Origin of the sequence: Streptomyces katrae, assembly GCF_000717655.1 — a bacterium.
In the GTDB taxonomy this organism is placed as follows: Bacteria; Actinomycetota; Actinomycetes; order Streptomycetales; family Streptomycetaceae; genus Streptomyces; species Streptomyces katrae_B.
Genome location: NZ_JNZY01000016.1, coordinates 73,501 through 95,530 on the forward strand (window position 1 = coordinate 73,501; position 22,030 = coordinate 95,530).

Annotated in this window: 20 protein-coding genes, 2 tRNA genes and 1 pseudogene; 11 read left to right on the plus strand and 12 right to left on the minus strand. The window is 73.3% G+C overall.

The window, feature by feature from the left end:
* The first annotated feature begins 13 nt into the window (after positions 1-13).
* Complete coding sequence (locus tag IF09_RS0120850) at positions 14-556, plus strand: hypothetical protein (RefSeq protein WP_030297889.1); 543 nt, start codon at positions 14-16, stop codon at positions 554-556.
* Positions 557-563: 7 nt separating this feature from the next.
* On the opposite strand, the gene IF09_RS0120855 is transcribed toward IF09_RS0120850, so the two are convergent.
* The 3 genes from IF09_RS0120855 to IF09_RS0120865 all read right to left on the minus strand — a co-directional run bounded on the left by IF09_RS0120855 (position 564) and on the right by IF09_RS0120865 (position 2,267).
* Positions 564-767: a cold-shock protein gene (locus IF09_RS0120855; protein ID WP_030297891.1), complete on the minus strand. Its 204-nt coding sequence runs from the start codon at positions 765-767 to the stop codon at positions 564-566.
* 142 nt (positions 768-909) lie between these two features.
* Entirely contained in the window at positions 910-1,815 is a 906-nt protein-coding gene (locus IF09_RS0120860; protein WP_051832702.1) for a fused MFS/spermidine synthase, read from the minus strand.
* The gene (locus IF09_RS0120865) at positions 1,806-2,267 is read right to left on the minus strand and encodes a hypothetical protein (RefSeq protein ID WP_030297895.1); all 462 of its coding nucleotides are present in this window, start codon (positions 2,265-2,267) and stop codon (positions 1,806-1,808) included. The genes IF09_RS0120860 and IF09_RS0120865 overlap by 10 nt, the downstream gene beginning before the upstream one ends.
* Before the next feature lie 275 nt (positions 2,268-2,542).
* On the opposite strand from IF09_RS0120865, the gene IF09_RS0120870 reads away from it, so the two are divergent.
* A complete protein-coding gene (locus tag IF09_RS0120870; protein ID WP_030297897.1) occupies positions 2,543-3,838 on the plus strand; it encodes a hypothetical protein in 1,296 nt (431 codons plus the stop codon).
* 28 nt (positions 3,839-3,866) lie between these two features.
* On the opposite strand, the gene IF09_RS0120875 is transcribed toward IF09_RS0120870, so the two are convergent.
* Both IF09_RS0120875 and IF09_RS0120880 read right to left on the minus strand, forming a co-directional pair.
* Positions 3,867-4,208 carry a VOC family protein gene (locus IF09_RS0120875; protein WP_030297898.1) on the minus strand — a complete coding sequence of 114 codons (342 nt, stop codon included), beginning with the start codon at positions 4,206-4,208 and terminating at the stop codon, positions 3,867-3,869.
* 66 nt (positions 4,209-4,274) lie between these two features.
* Positions 4,275-4,871: a histidine phosphatase family protein gene (locus IF09_RS0120880; protein ID WP_030297899.1), complete on the minus strand. Its 597-nt coding sequence runs from the start codon at positions 4,869-4,871 to the stop codon at positions 4,275-4,277.
* Positions 4,872-5,014: 143 nt separating this feature from the next.
* Here IF09_RS0120880 and IF09_RS0120885 point away from each other — a divergent pair, with 143 nt between their 5' ends.
* The 5 genes from IF09_RS0120885 to IF09_RS0120905 all read left to right on the plus strand — a co-directional run bounded on the left by IF09_RS0120885 (position 5,015) and on the right by IF09_RS0120905 (position 10,259).
* Entirely contained in the window at positions 5,015-5,851 is an 837-nt protein-coding gene (locus IF09_RS0120885) for a phosphatase PAP2 family protein (RefSeq protein ID WP_030297900.1), read from the plus strand.
* Entirely contained in the window at positions 5,766-6,935 is a 1,170-nt protein-coding gene (locus tag IF09_RS0120890) for a hypothetical protein (RefSeq protein ID WP_051832703.1), read from the plus strand. Before IF09_RS0120885 ends, IF09_RS0120890 begins: the two co-directional genes overlap by 86 nt.
* A complete protein-coding gene (locus tag IF09_RS0120895; protein WP_030297903.1) occupies positions 6,923-8,500 on the plus strand; it encodes a hypothetical protein in 1,578 nt (525 codons plus the stop codon). The genes IF09_RS0120890 and IF09_RS0120895 overlap by 13 nt, the downstream gene beginning before the upstream one ends.
* Positions 8,497-9,831 (plus strand): AAA domain-containing protein, encoded by a 1,335-nt coding sequence (locus IF09_RS0120900; protein WP_030297915.1) that lies wholly within the window; start codon positions 8,497-8,499, stop codon positions 9,829-9,831. The genes IF09_RS0120895 and IF09_RS0120900 overlap by 4 nt, the downstream gene beginning before the upstream one ends.
* A 77-nt stretch (positions 9,832-9,908) precedes the next feature.
* On the plus strand, positions 9,909-10,259 hold the full coding sequence (locus IF09_RS0120905) for a hypothetical protein (protein ID WP_030297917.1): 351 nt from the start codon (positions 9,909-9,911) through the stop codon (positions 10,257-10,259).
* Between the two features lie 37 nt (positions 10,260-10,296).
* Here IF09_RS0120905 and IF09_RS0120910 read toward each other — a convergent pair whose 3' ends face one another.
* Positions 10,297-10,563: a hypothetical protein gene (locus IF09_RS0120910; RefSeq protein WP_030297919.1), complete on the minus strand. Its 267-nt coding sequence runs from the start codon at positions 10,561-10,563 to the stop codon at positions 10,297-10,299.
* A gap of 377 nt (positions 10,564-10,940) precedes the next feature.
* On the opposite strand from IF09_RS0120910, the pseudogene IF09_RS40440 reads away from it, so the two are divergent.
* Positions 10,941-11,520 (plus strand): annotated as a pseudogene (locus tag IF09_RS40440) (hypothetical protein).
* Positions 11,511-11,584, plus strand: a tRNA-Lys gene (locus tag IF09_RS0120920). The pseudogene IF09_RS40440 and the gene IF09_RS0120920 overlap by 10 nt, the downstream one beginning before the upstream one ends.
* A gap of 81 nt (positions 11,585-11,665) precedes the next feature.
* On the opposite strand, the gene IF09_RS0120925 is transcribed toward IF09_RS0120920, so the two are convergent.
* On the minus strand, positions 11,666-12,859 hold the full coding sequence (locus IF09_RS0120925; RefSeq protein ID WP_078613367.1) for a M6 family metalloprotease domain-containing protein: 1,194 nt from the start codon (positions 12,857-12,859) through the stop codon (positions 11,666-11,668).
* 388 nt (positions 12,860-13,247) lie between these two features.
* On the opposite strand from IF09_RS0120925, the gene IF09_RS0120930 reads away from it, so the two are divergent.
* On the plus strand, positions 13,248-15,077 hold the full coding sequence (locus IF09_RS0120930; protein WP_418953065.1) for a putative bifunctional diguanylate cyclase/phosphodiesterase: 1,830 nt from the start codon (positions 13,248-13,250) through the stop codon (positions 15,075-15,077).
* 88 nt (positions 15,078-15,165) lie between these two features.
* Here IF09_RS0120930 and IF09_RS0120935 read toward each other — a convergent pair whose 3' ends face one another.
* Complete coding sequence (locus IF09_RS0120935) at positions 15,166-16,863, minus strand: glycosyl hydrolase family 18 protein (protein WP_030297922.1); 1,698 nt, start codon at positions 16,861-16,863, stop codon at positions 15,166-15,168.
* Positions 16,864-17,117: 254 nt separating this feature from the next.
* Positions 17,118-18,242 carry an LLM class flavin-dependent oxidoreductase gene (locus IF09_RS0120940; RefSeq protein WP_030297924.1) on the minus strand — a complete coding sequence of 375 codons (1,125 nt, stop codon included), beginning with the start codon at positions 18,240-18,242 and terminating at the stop codon, positions 17,118-17,120.
* A gap of 230 nt (positions 18,243-18,472) precedes the next feature.
* Between IF09_RS0120940 and IF09_RS0120945 the strand changes: the two genes are divergently transcribed.
* Positions 18,473-19,231: an IclR family transcriptional regulator gene (locus IF09_RS0120945; RefSeq protein ID WP_030297926.1), complete on the plus strand. Its 759-nt coding sequence runs from the start codon at positions 18,473-18,475 to the stop codon at positions 19,229-19,231.
* 120 nt (positions 19,232-19,351) lie between these two features.
* Here the strand turns inward: IF09_RS0120945 and IF09_RS0120950 are convergent.
* From IF09_RS0120950 to IF09_RS0120960, 3 genes are all read right to left on the minus strand, one after another.
* A tRNA-Lys gene (locus IF09_RS0120950) sits at positions 19,352-19,425 on the minus strand.
* A gap of 63 nt (positions 19,426-19,488) precedes the next feature.
* On the minus strand, positions 19,489-21,168 hold the full coding sequence (locus IF09_RS0120955; RefSeq protein ID WP_030297927.1) for an AMP-binding protein: 1,680 nt from the start codon (positions 21,166-21,168) through the stop codon (positions 19,489-19,491).
* 52 nt (positions 21,169-21,220) lie between these two features.
* Positions 21,221-21,814: a lytic polysaccharide monooxygenase auxiliary activity family 9 protein gene (locus IF09_RS0120960; RefSeq protein WP_199920460.1), complete on the minus strand. Its 594-nt coding sequence runs from the start codon at positions 21,812-21,814 to the stop codon at positions 21,221-21,223.
* Positions 21,815-22,030: the final 216 nt, after the last annotated feature.

A 22,030-nucleotide genomic window follows, 5' to 3' on the forward strand; every position in this document is an offset into this window, starting at 1 on the left:
AGTATGTGCCCTGATGCACCGAGGACTTGTTCATGCTCTCGCCTGGACGCTGGCGACCGGGGCGGCGGTGACGCTGTCCTGGTGGGGCGTGCACACCGTCATGTCCGGAACGGCCTACGATCCGCCGCTGGCGGTGCCGCTGACCACGCAGCCGCTGTCCTCCTCGACGCACCGCGCGGCGGCGCCGTCGCCCGAACCGGCCGCGGACTCGCCGTCCCCGCCGGCCTCCCCGTCGGCGTCGGCCTCCGCCGGCGCCTCCTCCGCGAAGCCCCCGCAGAAGGCGGCCCCGCCGAACCCGCGCCCGGAGGAGCAGCAGGGCGGCGGCGGGGATCCGGGCAAGGTGAAGGCCTACCCGGTCACGGGTGGCCGGGTGGTCTTCGACCTGGGCACGGCCTCGGCCGAGCTGGTCTCGGCGACGCCGGACCCCGGCTGGCAGATGCAGGTGTGGAAGCAGCCGTACTGGATCCGGGTCACCTTCACCAAGGCGGGCCGGGAGATGTCGGTCTTCTGCACCTGGAACGGCCATCCGCCGCTGGTGGAGACGTACGAGAGGTAGTCCGCCGTCAGAGGGTGACGATGCTCTGCGCCTGCGGCCCCTTGTGCCCCTGCCCGACCTCGAACTGGACGCGCTGGCCCTCTTGGAGCTCCTTGAAGCCCTGCCCCTGGATCTCGCTGTAGTGGGCGAAGAGGTCCTGGCCTCCGCCGTCCGGCGAGATGAAGCCGAATCCCTTCTCCGCGTTGAACCACTTGACGTTGCCCTGAGCCATGTCCGTGTCTCCCTGCTGCCTGCAGACCTGCTGATGACCGCTCACCCCGACGGGGCGTTCGTGACGAAGACCTACCCGCTCCCGCGGCGTTCGGAGCGCAAGGTCATCCGTACGAGGGCGTGGCGCGGCAGGTCACGGCCCCTCAGCGGAAGACCGACGGCGGGGGCTCCGGCGAGGCCACCGCCGAGGCGTCGGCGACCGCGGCCGCGCCGCCCGCGAAATCGGCGAGGGCCCGGCCGTGCTCGACCCGGCCGGGATGCGGGTCGCTCGCCACGCGGCGGGTGAACTCGGCGACCGGCAGCTCCCGGTCGGCGGCCGCCAGCACCGCATTGCCGAACCGTTTCCCCCGCCACACCACCGGGTCGGCCGCCAGCGCCAGGTGCTCGAAGCGGGACGCGGCCGTCGCGATCTGGCCCTTCAGGTGCGCGAGCGGCGGGCCGTCCGCGAGGTTGGCCACGTACCACCCGCCGGGCGCGAGGGCGCGGCGTACGTCGTCCAGGAACTCTCCGCTCGTCAGGTGCGCCGGGGTGCGCGCGCCGCTGAACACGTCCGCGATCACCAGGTCCGCCCAGCCGTCCGGGACCTTGGCCAGGCCCGCCCGCGCGTCCACCGCCCGGACCCGGACCCGCGCCTGCGGGTCCAGCGGCAGGTGTTCCCGTACGAAGGCCACCAGCGCGGCGTCGATCTCCACGACCTGCTGGGTCGAGCGGGGGCGGGCGGCGGCCGTGTAGCGCGCGAGGGTGAAGGCGCCGCCGCCCAGGTGCACCACGTTCAGCGGCTGCCGGGCGGGCGCGACGAGGTCGATGAGATGGCCGATCCGCCGCTGGTACGCGAAGTCCAGGTACGCCGGATCGGCCAGGTCCACATGCGACTGCGGAGCACCGTCGATGAGCAGCGTCCAGGCGTCCGCGCGCTCGCGGTCGGGGGCCAGCTCCGCCGTGCCGCCGGCCACCTGCCCGACGACCGCCTCGGAGGTACCGCGCCCGCGCTGTCTGCTGCTGCCTCTGCCCTTGCCTGCCACCACCCCATTGTCGCCGGTCAGCGGCAGTTGTCCGCCGCCTCGATCAGGCGGGCCGCCTCGCCGAGCGCGGCGCGCAGCACCTCGGGGTCGGTGACCGGACCGACGGCCTCCGGGGGGAGCAGCCAGCCGGTGTCGCCGGCGGTGGGCGACACGTCGCCGAAGCGCATGCCGCGCCCGTTGGTCTGGGTACAGGCGCTGCCCGGCAGGTCCCAGGCGTCGGCGGTGCCGGGCGGGACGAGGAAGCCGAGGGTGTCGCCGGCCCCGTCGTGCAGCACCGGGCCGACCCCGCCGGCCAGGCTGGCGGCGCGGCGGATGATGTCCACGGCCTCCAGGCCCTGCCGGGTGGGCACGGTCACCAGGTCCGGCGCCTCCGCCGGCGCGGCGACCGCGACGGCCACGATGCCCGGGGCGACCGCGACGGCCGGGACGGGGGTCGCGCCCGAAGACGCGGGCGCGGTGTTCGTTCCAGTGCTCTCCATGCCGCCCTCCACCAAGGGAACCCCTCCTCGATCCGCGTACGAACGGGGCGTGAGTCAGCTCACACCCCGCATGGGCTCAACGCGCCAAAACGTCAACGGGTGCGGCGGCAAGACGCTGCAAAGGATGGCAGTTCATGGCGGATCGCGGGTGAGATATCCCTTTTGTAGCCAAACACCGCATGAACCGCCCGCCGCTGGCGGTACGTTCATGCGCGCCGGGCCCGGCTCCATCCCGCGGAACCGGCGGTGCGTCCCTTGCCAGAGAGGCCACGTCCATGGCGGCGTTCCCCCACTCACCCAATCAGACGTTCCGGCGGCTGCGCGGGCAGCGCTCCCCGGCCGAGTTCGCGGGCATGGTGCGCCGGGCCGCGAAGGAGATCGGAGAAACGGTTTCCTGCGACGCCCGCTACATCGGCCGGGTCGAATCCGGCGAGATCCGCTGCCCCAACTACGCGTACGAGCGGGTCTTCCTCCACATGTTCCCCGGCCGGACCCTGGCCGACCTGGGCTTCTCCCCGCGCGAGGCGGTGCGCGGCCGGTCGGCGCAGCGCACCGGCCCCTTCACCCACAAGGAGAGCGACGTGCTGCGTCGCGCGTTCATGGCGGGCGGCTCCGCGACCGTGGCGGCCGCGGCGATCGGCCTCCCCCTGCTCGGCGACACCCGGCGGCCGCCCTCCCGGGCCGGCGAGTCCGAGGCGGTGGCGGTCGAGGAGGCCGTGCGCCAGATCCGGCTGCTGGACGACCGGCACGGGGCCGACGCCCTGTACCGCCGGGCCGCCGAACCCCTGCGCGCCGCCTACGCGCTGCTGGACGCGGGAGCCACCCGGCAGTCCACCGAGGACCGGCTGCACGCGGGCGCCGGTGAACTGGCCATCTCGGTGGGCTGGCTGGCCCACGACTCCGGCCGCTTCGAAGACGCCCGCTCGCACTACGCGGAGGCCCTGGCGACGGCCCGGGTCGCCGGGGACCCGGGCCTGGAGGCGCACGCCTTCAGCAACATGGCCTTCCTGGCCCGGGACTGCGGACGGCCGCGGGAGTCGGTACGGGCGGCCCAGGCGGGCCGCCGCGCGGCCCGCCCCCTCGGTTCCCCCCGGCTGCTCTCGCTGCTCGCCCTGCGCGAGGCGGGCGGCTGGGCGGGCCTGGCGGACCGCAAGGCCTGCGAGGAGGCGCTGACCCGCGCGCACACGGAGTTCTCCCGCGGCGAGGCGGGCGCGGACCCAGAGTGGATGTCCTTCTTCGGCGAGGCCGAACTGGAGTCCCTGGAGTCGCGGTGCTGGGCGGCCCTCGGGGAGCACGCCCGCGCGGCCCGGCACGCCCGCCGCGCGGCGGACCTCCAGGACCCGCACTTCGCCCGGAACGTGGCCCTCTACACCGCCGAGCTGGCCGACGACCTGGCCCGGGCCGGCGCCCCCGACGAGGCGGCCTGGGCGGGCGGCCGGGTCCTGGACCTGCTCACCGAGGTCCAGTCCACGCGGATCCGGTCCATGCTGGCGGGGACGGCCCGCACCCTGGTCCCGCACCAGCGCAGTCCCCGCGTGGCGGACTTCCTGACCCGACACGCCACGGCCTGACCGGCACCGGCCGCACCGCCCGGTCCGGTCAGCCGCTGACGTACTCGTACACGGCGCCGTCCGGGTGCCGGAGCACGGCCCGCCGGCCGTTCGGCGTCCCGGCGGGTGCGGCGACGACCTCGGCGCCGGCCGCCTCGCCCTGCGCGACGACCGCGTCCAGGTCCGCCACGCCCAGGGTCGCCGCCACCCCCGCGAACCGCTCCGCGACCGCGTCCGGTCCGCTGAAGAGGAGGAAGGGGCCGACGGCCGCCAGCTCCAGGCCGGCGAACGCGAACCGGTTCGCGGGCTCGCCGGTCAGCTCTTCGTAGAAGGCCGAGGCCGCGTCGAGGTCGTCCACGCGTCGTCGCAGCACCACGGAAGTGATCGTCATGGCCTCATCCTCGCAGCCGCAGCGATCGCTCAACCACCCGCCTCCGTACGGGATTTCCGGCTGCGGTCAGGCGTCCAGATGGCCCGTGTCGTTCCAGCGCTCCAGCGCGGGGGCCCCGTAGGCCCAGCCCAGGACCGAGAGGGAGGTGGGCTCCAGGCGGATGCGGGCGCCGAAGGAGGCCTCGAAGCCGAGCCAGCGGGCGGCCAGGGTGCGCAGGACGTGGCCGTGTGCGAAGACCAGCACGTCGCGCTCCGCCGCACGGGCCCAGGCGACCACTTCGTCGGCACGGGCCGCCACGTCGGCGACGGACTCGCCGCCCGGAACGCCGTCGCGCCAGATCAGCCAGCCCGGACGGACCGCCTGGATCTCGGCCGGGGTCATGCCCTCGTAGTCGCCGTAGTCCCACTCCATCAGCGCGTCCCACGGCTCCGCCCGGGCGCCGAAGCCCGCCAGGTCGCAGCTCTCGCTCGCGCGGACCAGCGGGCTGGTGCGGACCTCCACGCCGGGCAGGCCGTTCCACGGGTCGCGGGCCAGCCGCTCGCCGAGCAGCTTCGCGCCCCGCCTGCCTTCCTCCAGCATGGGGACGTCCGTGCGTCCGGTGTGCTTGCCGAGCTGGGACCACGCCGTCTGGCCGTGGCGGGCCAGGAGGATGCGGGGGGCCATAGGAGATTCTCCCGGTACGTAAGGGCCTAAGGCCGTAAGGGTTCGCGCGCTTTCGTGGCGGTTCGGGCGATTGCGTCGTCCGTCCATCATCCATCACATGAACACCAGGCAACCCACCCTGTCGCACAAGCGTCCTACACCGTATGACTGATCGGCAGAAGCCCACCCGGTGGTGGGCCGAACTGCTGCTCCTGGGGCTCGTCTACGGCGCGTACACCGGTGGCAGACTCCTCGCCCGGGGCGACGTGCACCTCGCCGTCGGGCACGGGCTCGCGATCCTCCGGGCGGAGGAAGTGCTGGGGATCGACTTCGAACGGCCGCTCAACCGGCTGTTCTCCCACGAGGGACTGCTCGGCATACCCGCCGACTTCGTCTACGCCTCCCTGCACTACCTCGTCACCCCGGCCGTGCTGGTCTGGCTGTACCTGCGCCGGCCGCAGCAGTACCGCAGCGCCCGCACCTGGCTGGTGGTCTCCACCCTCCTCGGGCTCGTCGGCTTCACCCTGATGCCCACCTGCCCGCCCCGGCTGCTGGACACCGCGTACGGGTTCACCGACACGATGGCCCAGTACAGCGCCTACGGCTGGTGGGGCGCCGAGGCCAGTGCGCCGCGCGGGCTCGGGGGCCTGACCAACCAGTACGCGGCCATGCCGAGCCTGCACGTCGGCTGGGCCCTGTGGTGCGGCGTCCTGCTGTGGCGGTACGGGCGCCACCCCCTGCTGCGGGGGCTGGGCATCGCCTATCCCGCCGTCACCACGCTCGTGGTCATGGGCACGGCCAACCACTACTTCCTGGACGCGGCCGCCGGGGCCGCCGTGATGGCCTCCGGGTACGCGATCTCGCGCCGGCTGCCCGCCCGAACGGCCGGATTCCGCAGTAAGACCACGATTGTCAGTGGCGGATGGGACACTTCCGCCCGTGAGCTCCTACCCGCCCAGCGACCCGCCCCGGAAGACGACTCTGCGGCAGCGGCTCGCTGACCTGCGCGGCCCCGCCGTGCCGCCCCGCCCGCTCGACGCCCGCGCGCTGGCGGCGCTCGCCGCCAACCCCGGATGCGGCAGACGAGCCCTGCTCGACGGCGCCGGCGTGGACAAGACCGCCCTGGCCGCGGCCCTCGGCTCGCCCGCCGCCTTCGGCCAGTCGCAGTTCGCCATCGTCCGCGGGAACTCCTTCGAGGCCAGGGTCAAGGGCGACGGCGGAGCCGTCCTGCTGGAGCTGGTCCACCGGTACCTGGGCGCCGGCGCCGAGCCGCCCGGCCCCGGCGCCCGCGTCCCCGACCTGACCGCCGCCGGGCCCGAGGGCCGCGCCGCGCGCACCGCGCTCGCCCTGCGCGAGGCCACCGCCGCCGGGGCCGCCTCCGGGGCCTGGACCCTGCTGGACCACCCGATGCTGGCCCTGGAGGTGGCGGGCACCCCCGCCTATCTGGAACCGGATGCCGTCGTGGTGCATCCCGACGGCCGCTGGACCGTCGTGGAGATCAAGTCGTTCCCGCTGATCGACGGGGCGGCCGATCCCGCGAAGGTCGGCGCCGCCGCCCGGCAGGCCGCCGTGTACGTCCTGGCCCTGGAGAACACCGCCGAGAAGCTGGCCTCCGCCGTGGTCGGGCACACCGTGCTGCTCGTCTGCCCGAAGGACTTCTCCAACCTGCCCGCCGCCGCGCCCGTCGACGTCCGCCGCGAGCGGGCCGTCACCCGGCGCCAGCTGGACCGGCTGACGCGGGTCGAGGAGCTGGCCGCGGCCCTGCCCGATGGGCTCAGCTTCGACCCCGCGCGGCCCGCCGAGGAGCTGACCGAGGCGGTCTCCGCCGTCTCCGCCGCCTACGCCCCCGAGTGCCTGGCCGCCTGCGAACTGGCCTTCCACTGCCGGGAGCGGGCCCGCGCCGCCGCCGAGGTGACCGCCCTCGGCCGCTCCGTACGGGGGGAGCTCGGTGCGCTCACCACCGTCGAGGAGGCGCTCGCAGCCGCCGCCGGCGACGGCTGCCCCGACGACCCGACCGCGGCCGCGCTGCACCAGGCGGCCCGGCTGCGCGCCGAGGCCCTCGAGGCGGCCGCATGTCCCTCCTGAACACCCTCGCGCGCCTCGAAGCCGTCCGGGCGGGCCGGGCCCGCGCGCTGGCGACCGTACGGCACCGGCATCTGAGCGAGCGCCCGCTGGTCCTCGTGCCCCTGACGACGGCGGGCGAGGCCGGGGCCCCGCTCGGCGCGCTGATCGGGACCGATCCCGCGGAGCCGCGGCTGCTGGTGGTGCCGCAGCCACGCGACCGGGACCTGCGCTGGGCGTTCCTGGCGGAGCTGGCGGACGTGGTCCTGCCGTACGTGGACGGGTACGCGGACGACGTCGAGTACGTGGAGCGGACCGAGACCGATCCGGAGACCGGCGCGAAGAGCAAGGTCTGCGCCGAGCTGTGCCTGGACGCGCCCCAGGTGATCGTGCCGAGCCGGGCCGGCATCGAGTACGTCCGGCTGCTGGGGCGGTCGATGCGGTTCCGGCGGACGGCCGAGGAGGATCCGGAGAATCCGTATCCGGCGCCCACCCGGGTCCCGCTGCTGGGGCGCTGGTTCACGCACCTCGGCGAGCGCTCCCGGGTCCCGGGGGCCTCGATGCTGCTGTCGGCGACGGAGCTGCTGGGGCGGCACTGGGCCACCGGCCAGAGCCACCTGGAGGACCAGCACCTGGGCGCGCTGCTGTCGTGGATGGTTCCGCCGGAAGGGGAATCGGGCGCCGAGGCGGCCCTGCGGGCCGAACTCGGCCGCGACCGGGACGGGCAGCTGCTGGTCCCGCCCGCCGGACCGGCCACCGACCCGGCCTTCGACAACAAGCTGCTCGCCCCGGCGATGGCCCGCTACGACGCGGCGCGCACCGGCGGCGATCCGCAGGCCCTGGCCCGCGCCGAAGCGGCCGTGCGGGAGCTCCTGGCGGAGCAGATGCGGCCCACCTGGCGGGCGGTGTGGCAGTCGCTGGAGCTGCTGCGCGCGCTGCCGCCCGGGGAGCGCGCCGAGGAGCGCTGGACCCGCGACCGCTGGTCGTACACCGGCCACCGCGACCGGGTCCGGGCCGGCGAGCCCCCGCAGCCGCGCCGCGACGACGCGGTGACGGCTGCCCGGAAGCTGGCGACGCGGGAGACCGAGCAGGTGCGGCTCGACGCCCAGGAGGCGCTGGACGATCCGCTGGTCATGGCGGGCCGGCGGCTGTCGGGCGAGGCCTTCGCGGGCGAGGTCACCGAGGTGGTGATGGAATGGACGGAGTCGAAGCGGCCGAGCCCGCGCCCCCTGGTGACGGTGGCCACGGAGGACCGTCCGCAGCTCGCGGAGGGCGGCGGCGGCAAGGTCTACCGCTCGCTGGAGGGCCGCCCCCAGGCGGCGCAGTTCGTCCGCTTCGAGGACGACGGCCGGCTCGTGCTGCGGCTGCTGGACAAGATGGGCCGCGGCCGGGAGCCGGAGCCCGGCTCGGTGCCGGAGAAGGGCGACCGGGTCTGCTGGACGCTGTTCGAGCACGACGCGCGCGGCGGCCCGAAGCTGCCGGAGCCGGAGCAGACCCCGTGGACGCACGGCGGACCGCCGGGATCCGCGACCGCCGCCGTGCTGCCCGACGCCGTGCCCGACCCAGTGACCGCCGAGGACATCCTGTGAGCACCGCTTTCGATCCGGGTACGGCCGCCGCCGAGGCGACCGCCGCCATCCTGCGCGACACGCTGCACGGGAGCGAGCGCGGCGTGGTCGTCGACTCCCCGCCGGGGGCCGGCAAGTCCACCCTCGTGGTGCGGGCCGCCCGGGAGCTGGCCGCGGCCGGGCGTCGGCTGATGGTGGTCGCGCAGACCAACGCACAGGTCGACGACCTGGTGCTGCGGCTCGCCGGCAAGGACCCGGAGCTGAAGGTCGGCCGGCTGCACAGCAGCGACGGCGAGGCGTACGACCCGGCGCTGCGCGAGCTGCCCTCGGTGACCCTCTCGGCCAAGCCGGGGGACCTGGCCGAGCTGCCGATCACCATCTCTACGGCGGCGAAGTGGGCGTACGTGAAGGACACGGAGCCCTGGGAGCACGCGATCGTCGACGAGGCGTACCAGATGCGTTCGGACGCGCTGCTGGCCGTGGCCGGGCTGTTCGAGCGGGCGCTGTTCGTCGGCGACCCGGGACAGCTGGACCCGTTCAGCGTGGTCGGCGCCGAGCAGTGGGCCGGGCTGTCGTACGACCCGTCGGCCTCGGCGGTCAGCACCCTGCTGGCCCACAACCCGCAGCTGCCGCAGCACCGGCTGCCCGTGTCCTGGCGGCTCCCGGCGACGGCCGCGCCGCTGGTCTCGCAGGCGTTCTACCCGTACACGCAGTTCCGCAGCGGTACGGGTCCGGGCGAGCGGCGGCTGTCGTACGGGGTCGCGGGCGACGGATCGGGCCCGGACCGGGTGCTGGACGAGGCCGCCGAGTCGGGCTGGGGCCTGCTGGAGCTGCCCGCCCGGCACACCCCGCGCACCGACCCGGAGGCCGTGCGGGCGGTGGCCCTGGTGGTCCGCCGGGCGCTGGACCGGGGGGCGGTGACGGCGGACGAGCAGTCCGGGACGCCGGCCCCGCTGACCGCCGACCGGATCGCGGTCGGCACGGCGCACCGCGACCAGGCGGCGGCGGTCCGCGCCGCCCTGGCGGAACTGGGCGTCGCCGGGGTCACGGTGGACACCGCGAACCGGCTCCAGGGCCGGGAGTACGACCTCACGGTGGTGCTCCACCCGCTGTCCGGCCGCCCGGACGCGACGGCGTTCCACCTGGAGACGGGCCGCCTGTGCGTACTGGCCTCGCGGCACCGGCACGCCTGCGTGGTCGTGGCCCGGGCGGGCATAGCGGAACTGCTGGACGACCACCCGTCCACGGAGCCGGTCCAGTTGGGGGTGACGGTGAAGTTCCCGGATGGCTGGGAGGCCAACCATTCGGTCCTGGCTCACCTGGCGGAGCACCGGGTGGTCTGGAAGCCCTGAGGGGCGGCGCTCTTGCGCGGCGTTGGACAATGGAGGGTGGCCCGGAAGGATCCCGAACGCGCAGCAGGAGGACACGCATGGCAGAGCCCGAGCGGACGACCGAGCGGAAGCTGCGGCCCGCGCCGCTGCTCTTCGAGCCCTCGGAGGCCGCCACGGACCCGGAGCACTTCTTCGACCTGGAGTCGATCGAGGACCCCCGGGAGCTGCTGACCCGCGCCACCGAGCTGACGCTCGCGTTCCGGGCGGCGCAGGACCGGGCGGTGGAGTTCCAGGCCCTGGCCGCCGCGCAGCTCGCCGATCCGCGGCGGTTCGACCGGCTGCCGCCGGCGGCGATCGCCGCGCAGGCGGAGTGGACCGAGGACTACGCGCGCAAGATGATCGAGTTCGGCGAATCCCTGCAGCGCGAGGCGGGCCCGGAGGCCCCGTAGGCCGCCGTGGTCTCGGGACGGGCCCGGACGGGCCCGGCTACTGGGGGGCCTGGCGGCATGCCGCGGTCGCGACGATCCCCGCCACCCCGGCCTGGGTCAGCCCGTTGGTGCAGCCGTCCTCGTCTCCCACGAGACCCACGTAGCACGCGATCCTGATGGCGTCCGTGACCTCGGCACCCTGCAGCTGGACGATGTCCTGGCAGGCCTCGATGTCGGCGTGGGCCGCCGGAGCGGCGACGGCGACGCCGCCCAGGGCGAGGGCCAGGGCGGCGAGGACACCGGGGATACGAGCCGAACGACGCATGGGAATGCACCTGCTCTCGGTCGGGACCGCGGTCCCGGGTGTCCCGGACCGCGCACGGGGGCGGCAGCCGGGCGACCTGGGGCGGAGGCCGGAGTCGCCGGTGCCGGAGAGCGGGCTCACCGGCGCACCGAGCGGGCGGACCCCCGCTCATACGACGCTAGAACAGTTCCGGAACGCACGCACTCGCGACCGCCACGGCTCGCCCGCGGGCCCGGTTCACCGGCTACGCACCGCCCTCGCTCCGCCCTCACGCCGCGGCCGCGGCGTACGACGCACCTGGCATATGCGGGGCGCAACATAGCCCACCATCCCCCGCCCTGTCCCGGTTTTCCGTAACTCCCGGAAACCGGATCACTACGCCCGGTAGACCGGTCCGCATGACGACGCTGACGACGGCACCCGCCTGCCCCACACACGACGCACGCACCGCCACCCACGTCACCCCCCAGGGCGCCGCCTGGCTCGCCTCCGCGTCCGCGCACCCGCACAGCACCCTCGCCCTCTGGGAGGCCCGGGCCACCGCCCCCGCCACCCTGCCCTGCGGGACCGCCTTCGACGTCGTCAACGTCCCGCTCGTCCTCGGCCGCCGCATGCTCGACCTGCTCCGGGCCGAAGGCCCCGGCTCGGGGCCGGTCGCCGTGCACCGCGGGCGGATGCTGCTCTTCGCCGCCACCGGGACCGCCCACCGGCTCCCCGCGCTGCTCGCCTGGGAAGAGTGGGGCAGCTCGGCGCCCGCACCCCTGTGCCACGGCCGCGGCGACGCCGTCACCGTGCCGCCGCTCGCCGCCACCCCCGGGCCGTCACGCTGGCTCGTCGCCCCCGACACCCGCGCCCCCTGGCTCCCCGGCCCCGAGGCACTCCTGTGGGCGTACGTCCGCGCCGCCCGAGCTGCGGATATCGATTTTTCCTTCCGGCCGTCTCCCTGCTAATGTCTTCCTCGTCAGCAAGCGCCGCTAGCTCAGTTGGTTAGAGCAGCTGACTCTTAATCAGCGGGTCCGGGGTTCGAGTCCCTGGCGGCGCACAGACGGAAGAAGGCCCTCACGCAAGTGGGGGCCTTCTTCGTGTCCGGTGCGCGTTCCGGTGCGCGTTCCGGCAGAACGCGCTACGTGGTGATCTTGACCGTGTACGCACCCGACGGAGTGCGGTCCGCCACCTCGATCCTGATCCGCTCCCCCGGCACCGTGAACGCCTGCCCCACCTCGAGCGGCGCGTCCGCCAGCGGCGGGTACACCGAGCGGTCCCAGCAGGCCTCCGTGTCCGGATGCCCGTCGAGCACCTCGATCGGCCCGCCGCCGGACGCCGCCTCGTTGCGCACCCGGTAGACCAGGACCCCCTCCGTGCAGGTGTCCCCGTCGTTGCCGGCGGATCCCCGCGCCTCGACGGCGATCGCACTGCCGGTCCCCGTACGGATCACCGCGAGCCGGGTCCCGCCCGAGGCGCCGGCCACCGGGGCCTGGGCCAGCGGCAGCAGGGTGTGCAGCGAGGAGCCCGACTGCACGCAGTCCACCTGGGACGCGTCCAGCCAGCCGAGCTTCCACTTGTGCCAGGCGAACAGGTCCGGGGCCATCCCGAACTGGCTGCCCATGACGTCCCAGTCGCCGACGTGCGTGTCCCAGTCGCCCTTGCCGTCCGTCGGCCGGTGGTAGAGGTCGGGCAGGTCGAAGACGTGCCCGGTCTCGTGCGCCAGCACGTTCCGGTCCGGCGGGTGCCGCTCGAAGACGGTCACGATCCGCCGCAGGTCCGTCCCGTCCGCCCTGATCGGCCGGTCGAAGTTGACGACCTTGGTGGCGTCCGAATCCACTCCGGGCGCGTCCGGGTCGGCGACGAAGTACACGACGTCGTACCGGGAGAAGTCCACCTCCCGGTCGGCGGCGGCGACCGCGTCCCGCAGGTACGCGGCCCGGTCCTGCGACGCCCAGTCGCGCTGTATCCCGTACGCCGTGGACGGTTTGGGCATCCGGATCCACTGCTTCTGCGGGTGCGGGACCAGCCGGAACCTGCCGTACGAGGCCCGCTCGAAGAAGTCGCCGGTCGCGGGGAAGTAGTCGCCGGTCAGCTGCTCGGTCGTCAGGGTGGCCCGGTGGTCGGGGAAGGAGAGGAAGACCATGACCGCGTCGAGGGTGCGCTCCGGCTTGGGGTAGGCGCGGTTCCAGCTGTCCAGGCCGAGGGAGTGGTGCGCGGACGTACGGGTCAGGGCGCACGGCGCGGCCCCCGGAACGGCGACCGCGGGACCCGCGACGAGCGACATGGCGGCGAGCGCCGTCAGGGAGGTGAGCGCGGCCGCCGTGCTTCTCATGCGGGAGCGTTCCACTCCCCCGGGTGTCTGCTGTCGCGCCACATCGACCTCCGGTGGTGGATTCGTGCCATCTCGTTCCACCTTGGGGCGATTGTCTTACTAATGCCCTGTTCCGCTGCCCCACAAGAGTGAGCACTACGGCAAGCCGGTGACCCACGGGGTTCACCCACACGCCTACAGAACGTCACGACCGATCACGGGAGATCAGCAGGAGACTTCCGCTGCTCAGAGCCGTGCAGAAACGATCGCCCGGGATCCGCCCGGCGGGGCGTCAGCACGCCGAAGTCCCGTGCCCCGCACGGCGACGCCGCTGGATAGGGCCGTACGGTGCCTCTATGATCGGCACACTTTCCTGCACGGACACTCACGAGCACTGCGGGAGCCAACGGTGAGCGGAACCTCAGAGGGAACCGGTTCGGCGGCCGACAGCATCCGATCGGCCATTACGGAGCGTCACCAAGCAGTGCCGGCCGTGCCGACGTCGCCGCCCCGCACCGAGTCCGAACTGCATGATTACCGGGCCGCCTTCAACGCGGCCCACCTGGCGATGGCCGTCGTCGACCGCTCCGGCTACGTCGTCGCCGCCAACGCGGCGCTGGCCGGGCTGCTGGGCACCGAGCCGCACGCGCTCGTCGAGCAGTGCGCGGCCGACCTGGTCGACCTGGGCGCCGAGGCCCGTACCTGGCAGGCTTACCAGGAGGTGCTGCGCGGCCGGCAGGCCAGACTCCGCTGCACCCGCCGGCTCAAACACCCGGACGGGCACTCGCTGTGGACCGAGGTCACCCTCGGGCCCGTGCCCGGGACCCGGGACGTGCTGCTGTCCGTCGCCGACATCAGCGACCGCCGCGACCTCCAGGCCCGGCTGCGGCACCTCCAGATGCACGACCCGGTGACCCGGCTGCCCAACCGGGCGCTGTTCTTCGAGCGGCTCTCCGCCGCCCTGGAGGCCTCCTCGTACGAGCAGGGAGGCACGGGGCGGATCGGCCTGTGCTACCTCGACCTCGACGGGTTCAAGGCCGTCAACGACACCCTCGGCCACCGCGTCGGGGACCGGCTGCTGACCGCCGTCGCGGCCCGGCTGACCCAGTGCGCCGACCAGTCCGGGTACGGGCGCACGGGCGGGCACCTCGTGGCGCGGCTCGGCGGCGACGAGTTCGCCCTGCTGGTCGAGGACTCCACCGGCACCGAGCAGCTCGCCGACCTGGCGCGCAGCGTACTGGCCGCCGTACAGGAGCCGTTCGACCTGGCCGGGCAGCGGCTGTCGGTCTCGGCGTCGATCGGCGTGGTGGAGCGGGCCACGGACGGGACTTCGGCGACCGGGCTGATGCAGGCCGCGGACACGACCCTGTACTGGGCGAAGGCGGACGGCAAGGCCCGCTGGACGCTGTTCGACCCGGAGCGCAACGCGCATCGCATGACCCGCCAGGCGCTCAGCTCGACGCTGCGGCCGGCCGTGGAACGGGGCGAGTTCGCGCTCGAGTACCAGCCGCTCGTGGACCTGGAGAGCGGTGCGGTGCGCGGGGTGGAGGCGCTGGTCCGCTGGAACCACCCGCAGTTCGGCACGCTGACGCCGAATCGGTTCATCGGAATTGCGGAAGAGGACGGCTCCATCGTCCAGTTGGGGCGGTGGGTGCTGCGGACCGCCTGCCGGCAGGCCCGGCGCTGGCAGATCGAGCAGCCGAGCGACTGCCCGGTCTTCGTCTCCGTCAACGTGGCGGTCCGGCAGGTGTGGGACTCGGACCTGGTCGGCGACGTGGCGGAGATCCTGGCCGAGACCGGGCTGGCCCCGCAGCTGCTCCAGCTGGAGCTGACCGAGTCGGCGGTGATGGGCTCCGCGGGACGGCCGCTGCAGGCCCTCCAGGCGCTGAGCGACATGGGGGTGCGCATCGCCATCGACGACTTCGGCACGGGGTACTCGAACCTGGCGTACCTGAGCCGGCTCCCGGTGTCCGTGCTGAAGCTGGACGGCTCCTTCGTACAGGGCTTCCGCTACGACGAGGGCACCCATCCGAACCCGGCCGACGAGACCATCGTCGAGGCCCTGGTGCAGCTCGCGCACCGGCTGGGCCTGACGGTGACGGCCGAGTGCGTGGAGACGGCCGGCCAGGCGGCCCGGCTGCGCCGCGTCGGCTGTGACACGGGCCAGGGCTGGCTGTACTCGCGGGCGGTGGCCCCGGAGCTGATCGCCGAGATGATCGGCACCCGCCCCGGAGCCTGACCCCGTCTGCGCTGGAGCACGCCCGCCCCGTACCCCTCCTGTGCAGGGGTACGGGGCGGGCTGCCGCTCGGCGCGGGGTGGGGGGAGATCAGCAGGCGCCGAGGTCCTTCCAGACACCCCATTCACCGGTCGTGCCGGGCTCCTCGTTCTGCGTCCACCACTGGGCCTTCCACTTGTGGCCCTTGTGCGAGACCTCGCTGCCGCCGGTGTAGACGGTCCCCGCGACGTACGCCGGCGCCGGGCAGCCCGAGGTGGGCGGCGTGGTCGGCGGAGTCGTCGCAGGAGTGGTCGGCGGGGTGGTCGGGGGCGTGGTGGGCGGAGTCGTCGGGGGCTGCGTGGTGCCGCCGAGGGCGTCCGAGATCTGGTTGAGCAGCGTGGTCTTGTCGTCCAGGCCGAGCAGGGAGTACATCATCGCGCCGGCCAGGCCGCGCTGTTTGCCGTAGTCGACGCGGGCCTGGACGGACCGCTGGTTCAGGCCGGTGAAGAACTCGCCGTCCTTGTAGAAGTACGAGGCCTTCGCCTGGTCGTCCCAGAAGGTGGTCGCCGGGTTGTCGACGATCCCGCCGAGCTCCTTGTAGTTGGCGATGCCGGCCTGCTGGCTGGTGGGCCGGGCCGCGGAGGGGCCGGTCGCGCTCCGGGCGAGGCCGCCCGCGGTCCCGGCGGGGACGCCCTTCCAGCCGCGGTAGTAGAACTCGTAGCCCAGCGTCAGCTTGCCCGCCGGGAAGCCGCCCGCGATGCCGTACGCCGCGTTGCCGTCGATCCAGGAGTCGATGGCGTTCTTGATGCCGTACTTCTGGGTGCCCGGCGCGATCGGGTCGGTCGGGTCGGCCGCCGAGTTGTCCAGCGGGGACTGGTGGTACGTGGGCCCGTCGCCGTCCCAGGCGCCGTGCATGTCGTACGTCATGATGTTCGCGTAGTCGAGGTACGAACCGATCTTGTCCGTCTCGATGTACTTGATCTTGTCCTGGCCGGCCGGGAGCGCCGCGGTCAGCAGGTACTTCTTGCCGCCGTTGGCCGCGCCGTACGCGTCGAGCTGCTCGCGGAACTCCTTGAGCAGGAGCGTGAAGTTCTGCTTGTCCTCGGGGGCGTAGTGGTTGCCCAGGTGCCCGCCGGAGGAGCCGGGGTACTCCCAGTCGATGTCGATGCCGTCGAAGATGCCGGCCGCGGTGCCCGGGCCGCCGTAGCCGCCCTCGACCGGCAGGTTGCCCTTGATGTACTGGTCGATGCAGGAGGAGACCAGCTTCTTGCGGGAGGCGTCGGTCTTGGCCGCGTCGCTGAAGTACTTCGAGTACGTCCAGCCGCCGATCGAAATGTTGATCTTCAGGTTCGGGTACTTGGCCTTGAGCTGCTTGAACTGGTTGAAGACGCCGACGATCGGCTGGTCCCACTTGTCGGCGACGCCGCTGACACTGTCCGCCGCGCCGAAGGACTTCTGGTAGTCGGCGTACGAGTCACCCGCGCCGTCACCGGCATTGGGGTTGTTGTCGTCGCCCGCCGCCTTGTTCGCCTCGAAACAGGTGAGGTTCGTGGGGTGGATGTTGCCGAACGAGTAGTTGATGACGTCCAGCTTGCCCGCTATGCCGCGGGTGTCGAGGTGCTTGGGGTAGAAGGCGTTCCCGTACACGCTCCACTGGTCGTAGTACGCGATCTTGACGTTGCCGCCTGCGCCCGCGGCGGTGGCCGCACCGGCGGCCTGTGCGGTGCCGAGCCCCGCGAAGCCGGCCAGCGTTCCGGCGGCCAGCGCGGCCGTGGCGGCGGCCGCGAGGAGGGGTTTACGGAAGTGCATGAACTGCCTCCGGGGGGTGGGAGGGGAGAGCAAGAGGTTCGGGTGGGAGAAGAGATAGCGATCACCCGAGGGTCGCGTCAATGGTTTGGACCAAAGAAGGACTAGACCATTCGCCACGCAAATCCCCTTGTCAGAGGCCTGCAAGCACAGCAGAAACCGCCCGCCACCCCGGGTGACGAGCGGTTTAAGGGTGCCTTAGGGCACCCTCGCGCAAGGTTTCGGCAACAAACCAGCCGAACTGCGTTCGCACGCGATCAAGCAGCTCGCGGCGCCTCCACCGGCATCCCGTACACATCTGCGACGAGCTCGTAGGAGCGCAACCGGGCTGCGCCGCTGTGCGCGTTGGAAGTCAGCATCAGCTCGTCGGCGCCCGTGCGCTTGGCCAGGTCGTCGAGCCCTGCGGCCACCTCGTCGGGGGTGCCGTGGACGACGTTCGCGAGCCAGCCGTCCACGAACTCCCGCTCCGGTGGGGAGAAGGCGTACGCCGCCGCCTCCTCGGGCGTCGGGATCAGCCCGGGCCGGCCGCTGCGCAGCCGCAGCATCGACAGCGCCCCCGTGAGCACCTGGGCGCGGGCCTGCCCGTCGGTGTCGGCGGCCAGCGCCGCGACCCCGATCACGGCGTACGGGGCGTCCAGTACCGCCGAGGGGCGGAAGGCCTGCCGGTAGAGGTCCAGCGCGGGCAGGGTGCCGGCCGCCGAGAAGTGGTGGGCGTACGCGAAGGGCAGGCCGAGCTCGGCGGCGAGGCGGGCGCTGAACCCGGAGGACCCGAGCAGCCACAGCGGCGGCCGCCCGGCGGGGCCCTGCACGGGGCCGGGCACCGCGTGGACACGGGCGTACGGGTGCCCGTCGGGGAAGTCGTCGTCGAGGAAGCGGGTCAGCTCCACGAGCTGCCGGGGGAACTCCTGCGCCGCCTCGTCGAGGCGGCCGGGGCCGCGCAGGGCCGCGGCCGTGCGGCCGTCGGTGCCGGGCGCGCGGCCGAGCCCGAGGTCGATCCGCCCCGGGGCGAGCGCCTCCAGCGTGCCGAACTGCTCGGCGACGGCGAGCGGAGCGTGGTTGGGCAGCATGACCCCGCCCGAGCCGAGCCGGATGCGGGAGGTGTGGGCGGCGAGGTGGGCCAGGATCACCGCCGGGGAGGAGCTGGCCACCCCGGGCATGGAGTGGTGTTCGGCGACCCAGTGGCGGTGGTACCCGCGGGACTCGGCGAGCCGGGCGATCGCGACGCTGGTGCGCAGGGAGTCGTGGGCGGTGCTGCCGCTGCCGACCGTGACGAGGTCGAGCACCGAGAGCGGCACCGGCGCGCGGCCGCGTACCGCACCCCGGACCGGATCTCCGGGGCCGTCCCCGTCCGCAGCCCGGCCCGCGTCCCCGGTGTCACTCATAGTCGCTCCCGTCTCGGTTCGCCGTCCGTACGAAGAACTCGAACCATCGGCGGCCTGCGGCCATTCCCGGCATCCCGGGACAGCAAGCGTGACCTTGGCATATGCCACCGGATTAGACACAGGCTAGGGGACCTGATTGCGCCATCAATCTCATCAACAGGCGCTCCACATGGGCCTCTTGATGGCTATCGTGGTAGGGCAAGCGGTAACAACCTGCTAGGGGGAAAACCGTGGCGCTGAAGCCCGAGCCGACCGCGCCGTTCCACTCGGTGCAGTACGCCCTGCGCGTACTCGAAACGATCGCCCGCCATACCGGCGGTGTGACCGATGTACAGATCGCGCGTGAGACCGGCCTGCCCGCGGTCCATCTCGCCCCCATGCTCCTCATGCTGCGCCGTGAGGGGTACGTCCTCCAGGTGGCGGACGGCGCCTATGCCATAGGGGACTCCCTGGTCCTGCTCGGCTCAGGCATAGACAGGCAGCAAGCCCTCCAGAACAAGCTGCAGGACACCCTGGACCGGCTGCGGGACTCGGTGGGCGCGGCGGTCTACATCAGCCGGTACGTGGACGGCGAAGTGAAGATCACGCAGTTCGCGGACAGCCCGCGCACCCCGAAGGTGCACGAGTGGGTCGACTTCCGCTCCGCGGCGCACGCCAGCGCGGTCGGCAAGTGCCTGCTGACGCAGCTCGACCAGAACGGGCGGCGCGACCACCTCTCGCGGCACAAGATCGCCCGGCTCACGTCGAAGACGATCGTGAACGAGCGGATCCTCTTCTCCAAGCTGGACGCCCAGCCGGCCACGGTGCCGGTGCTGGACCTGCAGGAGTACGCGGTGGGCACCGTCTGCGCCGCGGTACCGATCACGGCCGGGGCCTCGGTGGGCTGCCTGGCCCTGTCGATGCCCGTCGAGCACGCGCACCGGCTGCGGGCCGCCGCGGACGCGCTGAACCGGAAGGCAGCGCCGCTGCTTCTTTCGCTCACCCTGTGACAACGGTCACGGTCGGGCGTTGCCGGCGGATCTCACGGCGGGAACGGCGGGAGACGGCAGAGGAGCCCCGGAAACACTTCGGGCGGTTCCCGGTGAACCGGAAACCGCCCGAAGTACAGGTGCGCCGCCAGGGACTCGAACCCCGGACCCGCTGATTAAGAGTCAGCTGCTCTAACCAACTGAGCTAGCGGCGCCTGACAGAGAAAATACTACCTGCTCCTCAGGGGTGCTCAAAACCCATACCCGCGGCCCGCGGATCAGCGCTCCAGGAGCTCGTCGCGGCCGTGGGCCGCGTACGCCGCGAGCAGCCCGGAGAGATCGGCCGGGCCCAGGAGGCGGTAGCCGGCAGTGCCGGGCGGGGACCACCAGACCGGGTCCGGGCAGCGGAAGCCGGCCCGGCGCAGCGCGACCCGGTGGACCTTGTTCGTCGCCGTGGTCGGCATGGACTCCACGATCCGGACGTAGCGCGGGGACATCTTCGTGCCCAGGTCCGGCTGGGCGGCCAGGAACGCGGAGAAGGCCTCCGGCAAGAACCGCTCCCCCTCCTCGAGGGCGACCGCCGCCATCACCTGGTCGCCGGCCGCCTCGTCCGGCACCGCGTACACGGCGACCGCGGCCGCCGGGGACCAGCGCGCCAGGATGTTCTCGATCACCGCGGCGGCGAGGTTCTCGCTGTCGACCCGCAGCCGGTCGTCGGTGCGGCCCGCGAAGTAGAGGAACCCGGCCGCGTCGCGGAAGAAGAGGTCGCCCGTCCAGTACCAGCCCTCCCGGGTCCGCGCGGCCTCCGCCTCGGGGTTGCGCCAGTAGCCCTCGAACAGGCTCCGGCCGCGGTTGACCAGCTCACCGATCGCCGCGGAGCCGCCCAGGAGGCGGCCCTGCGCGTCCAGGACGGCCGGCGGGCACTCGGCGCCCGTCTCCGGATCGATCACGGCCAGGTCGTCCCCGGCCCCCGCCCGGCCCAGGGCGCCCGGCGGGGTGTCCGGGGTCCGCTGAACGGAGGCCCCGCCCTCGGTGGCCCCGTACCCCTCGACCAGCCGGACCCCGAACCGCTCGGCGAAGCGGGCCGCGTCCACCGCGCCGGCCTCGGTGCCGAAGCCGAGGCGCAGGCTGTGCACGCGGTCGTCGGGGCGGGGCTCGGTGGCCAGCAGGTACTGGACGACCCGGCCGACGTAGGTGAAGTACGTCGCCCCGTACGCGCGGACGTCGTCCAGGAACGCGGAGGCGGAGAACCGGGGGCGCAGCGCCACGGACGCGCTCCCGGCGAGGGCGGGCAGCCAGTCGGCGATGACCGCGTTGCCGTGGAAGAGCGGCATGCAGATGTAGTGGACGTCGTCCGGGGTGACCGAGAACCGGCGGGCCAGGGAGTCGCCGGCGGCGGCGATCCGGCCCTGGCTGCACAGGGCGGCCTTGGGGGCGCCGGTCGAGCCCGAGGTGAAGTAGAGGAGGTAGCGGGAGCCGGGGCCCGGGGTGCCGATCACCGCCTCGCCCGGCTTCGCGGCCGCGTACGGGGCGAGCAGGTCCGCGTACTCCTCGGTGTCGGTCACGAGGATGCGTACGCCCGGCAGGTCGAGGCCGCGCAGCAGCGGCAGGTGGGCGCGCTCCGTGACCAGGATCCGGCAGTCGGTGTGCAGGACGTCGCGCGCGAGCTCCGGGCCGCGCCGGGTGGGGTTGATCCCGGCGACGGCGGCCCCGGCGAGGGCCGCCGCGCCGAGCCAGAACGGGAACTCGGGGGTGTTGTCGAGCAGCACCCCGATGTGCGGTTCCGCGTCCGCCGGCAGCAGGTCGACGAGCAGCGCGGCGCGCGCGGCGGCCGCCTGGGCGGTCCGGTGGCGGCTGAGGACGGCGGTGTGCGTGCTGCCGCCGTACTGCAGCCCGGGCCTGTGGTCGCCCCATTGGCGTGCGATGAGCTCCGCGACGGTTTCGGGTGTCGTCCGCATGCCGCCGGAGGCTAGCTGACGTCCCGTCAGAATTGAAGGTCGGAATGGAAGGTCAGAACTGGACGTCGGAGCAGGCGTAGAAGGCCATGGCCGTGTCGTTGACCGTCCAGACGGCCAGGATCATGTGCCGGCCGGTCTTGCCGCTCGGCATGGTGCCCTGGTGGACGGTGGTCATGGGCGGCCGGGCGCCGTTGTAGGCGACGGTGAGGAAGGGCTGGGACTCGAGGGCGGCGCGGGTGAGCGGCCTGGTGGGGTCCCAGCCGTTCTTGGTGACGTAGTACTTGAAGTCGGTGGTGGAGTGGTTGGCGGTGAACTGCCACCGGAAGCCGTAGCTCTGCCCGCTGGTCACCTTGGTGGTGGGCCAGGTCCCACCGCGCGGGTCGTCGAGCTGGGCGAACTCGCTGTGGCCGCCGGCGCATATCTGCCCGTCCGCCGGACCGGCGGCCGGGAAGCCCTTGTAGCCCTCGACGCTCTGCGGCTCCCACTGGACCGGGCCGCAGTCGGAGACCGTCTTGTTGGCGCAGAGCTTCTGGCGGCTGATGGGGGTGTCCGTGTAGCCGTGGCCGCTGGCGGCGGGGGCGGTGAGGAGCGCCAGGGAGGCGACGACACCCAGGCCGAGCGCAGCGGCGCCGGCTCGTCCTGGCAGGTGAACGGGCATGCGAAGGGGACGCATGATGCTCCTTGAACGTGGGGGGAGTTCGGCGAGAGCGTGCGCACGCGTGGGGTCGAGCGTGGGGATTCAGGTCTAGACCAAGTACCAGACTATGGACGGAAGTTGGCCATGTCCAGACCAATGGGGGAACGGGTGGTCCGGTCGATTCCGGCCACCCGTTCCGTATGCGATCCGTGTCCCTCGCTCCGC

Bases quoted from the DNA above. Each gene is read 5' to 3' on its own strand.
- IF09_RS0120850 (WP_030297889.1), top strand. From the start codon at position 14: ATGCACCGAGGACTTGTTCATGCTCTCGCCTGGACGCTGGCGACCGGG.
- IF09_RS0120855 (WP_030297891.1), bottom strand. From the start codon at position 767: ATGGCTCAGGGCAACGTCAAGTGGTTCAACGCGGAGAAGGGATTCGGC.
- IF09_RS0120865 (WP_030297895.1), bottom strand. From the start codon at position 2,267: ATGGAGAGCACTGGAACGAACACCGCGCCCGCGTCTTCGGGCGCGACC.
- IF09_RS0120870 (WP_030297897.1), top strand. From the start codon at position 2,543: ATGGCGGCGTTCCCCCACTCACCCAATCAGACGTTCCGGCGGCTGCGC.
- IF09_RS0120875 (WP_030297898.1), bottom strand. From the start codon at position 4,208: ATGACGATCACTTCCGTGGTGCTGCGACGACGCGTGGACGACCTCGAC.
- IF09_RS0120880 (WP_030297899.1), bottom strand. From the start codon at position 4,871: ATGGCCCCCCGCATCCTCCTGGCCCGCCACGGCCAGACGGCGTGGTCC.
- IF09_RS0120885 (WP_030297900.1), top strand. From the start codon at position 5,015: ATGACTGATCGGCAGAAGCCCACCCGGTGGTGGGCCGAACTGCTGCTC.
- IF09_RS0120895 (WP_030297903.1), top strand. From the start codon at position 6,923: ATGTCCCTCCTGAACACCCTCGCGCGCCTCGAAGCCGTCCGGGCGGGC.
- IF09_RS0120905 (WP_030297917.1), top strand. From the start codon at position 9,909: ATGGCAGAGCCCGAGCGGACGACCGAGCGGAAGCTGCGGCCCGCGCCG.
- IF09_RS0120910 (WP_030297919.1), bottom strand. From the start codon at position 10,563: ATGCGTCGTTCGGCTCGTATCCCCGGTGTCCTCGCCGCCCTGGCCCTC.
- IF09_RS0120925 (WP_078613367.1), bottom strand. From the start codon at position 12,859: ATGAGAAGCACGGCGGCCGCGCTCACCTCCCTGACGGCGCTCGCCGCC.
- IF09_RS0120935 (WP_030297922.1), bottom strand. From the start codon at position 16,863: ATGCACTTCCGTAAACCCCTCCTCGCGGCCGCCGCCACGGCCGCGCTG.
- IF09_RS0120940 (WP_030297924.1), bottom strand. From the start codon at position 18,242: ATGAGTGACACCGGGGACGCGGGCCGGGCTGCGGACGGGGACGGCCCC.
- IF09_RS0120955 (WP_030297927.1), bottom strand. From the start codon at position 21,168: ATGCGGACGACACCCGAAACCGTCGCGGAGCTCATCGCACGCCAATGG.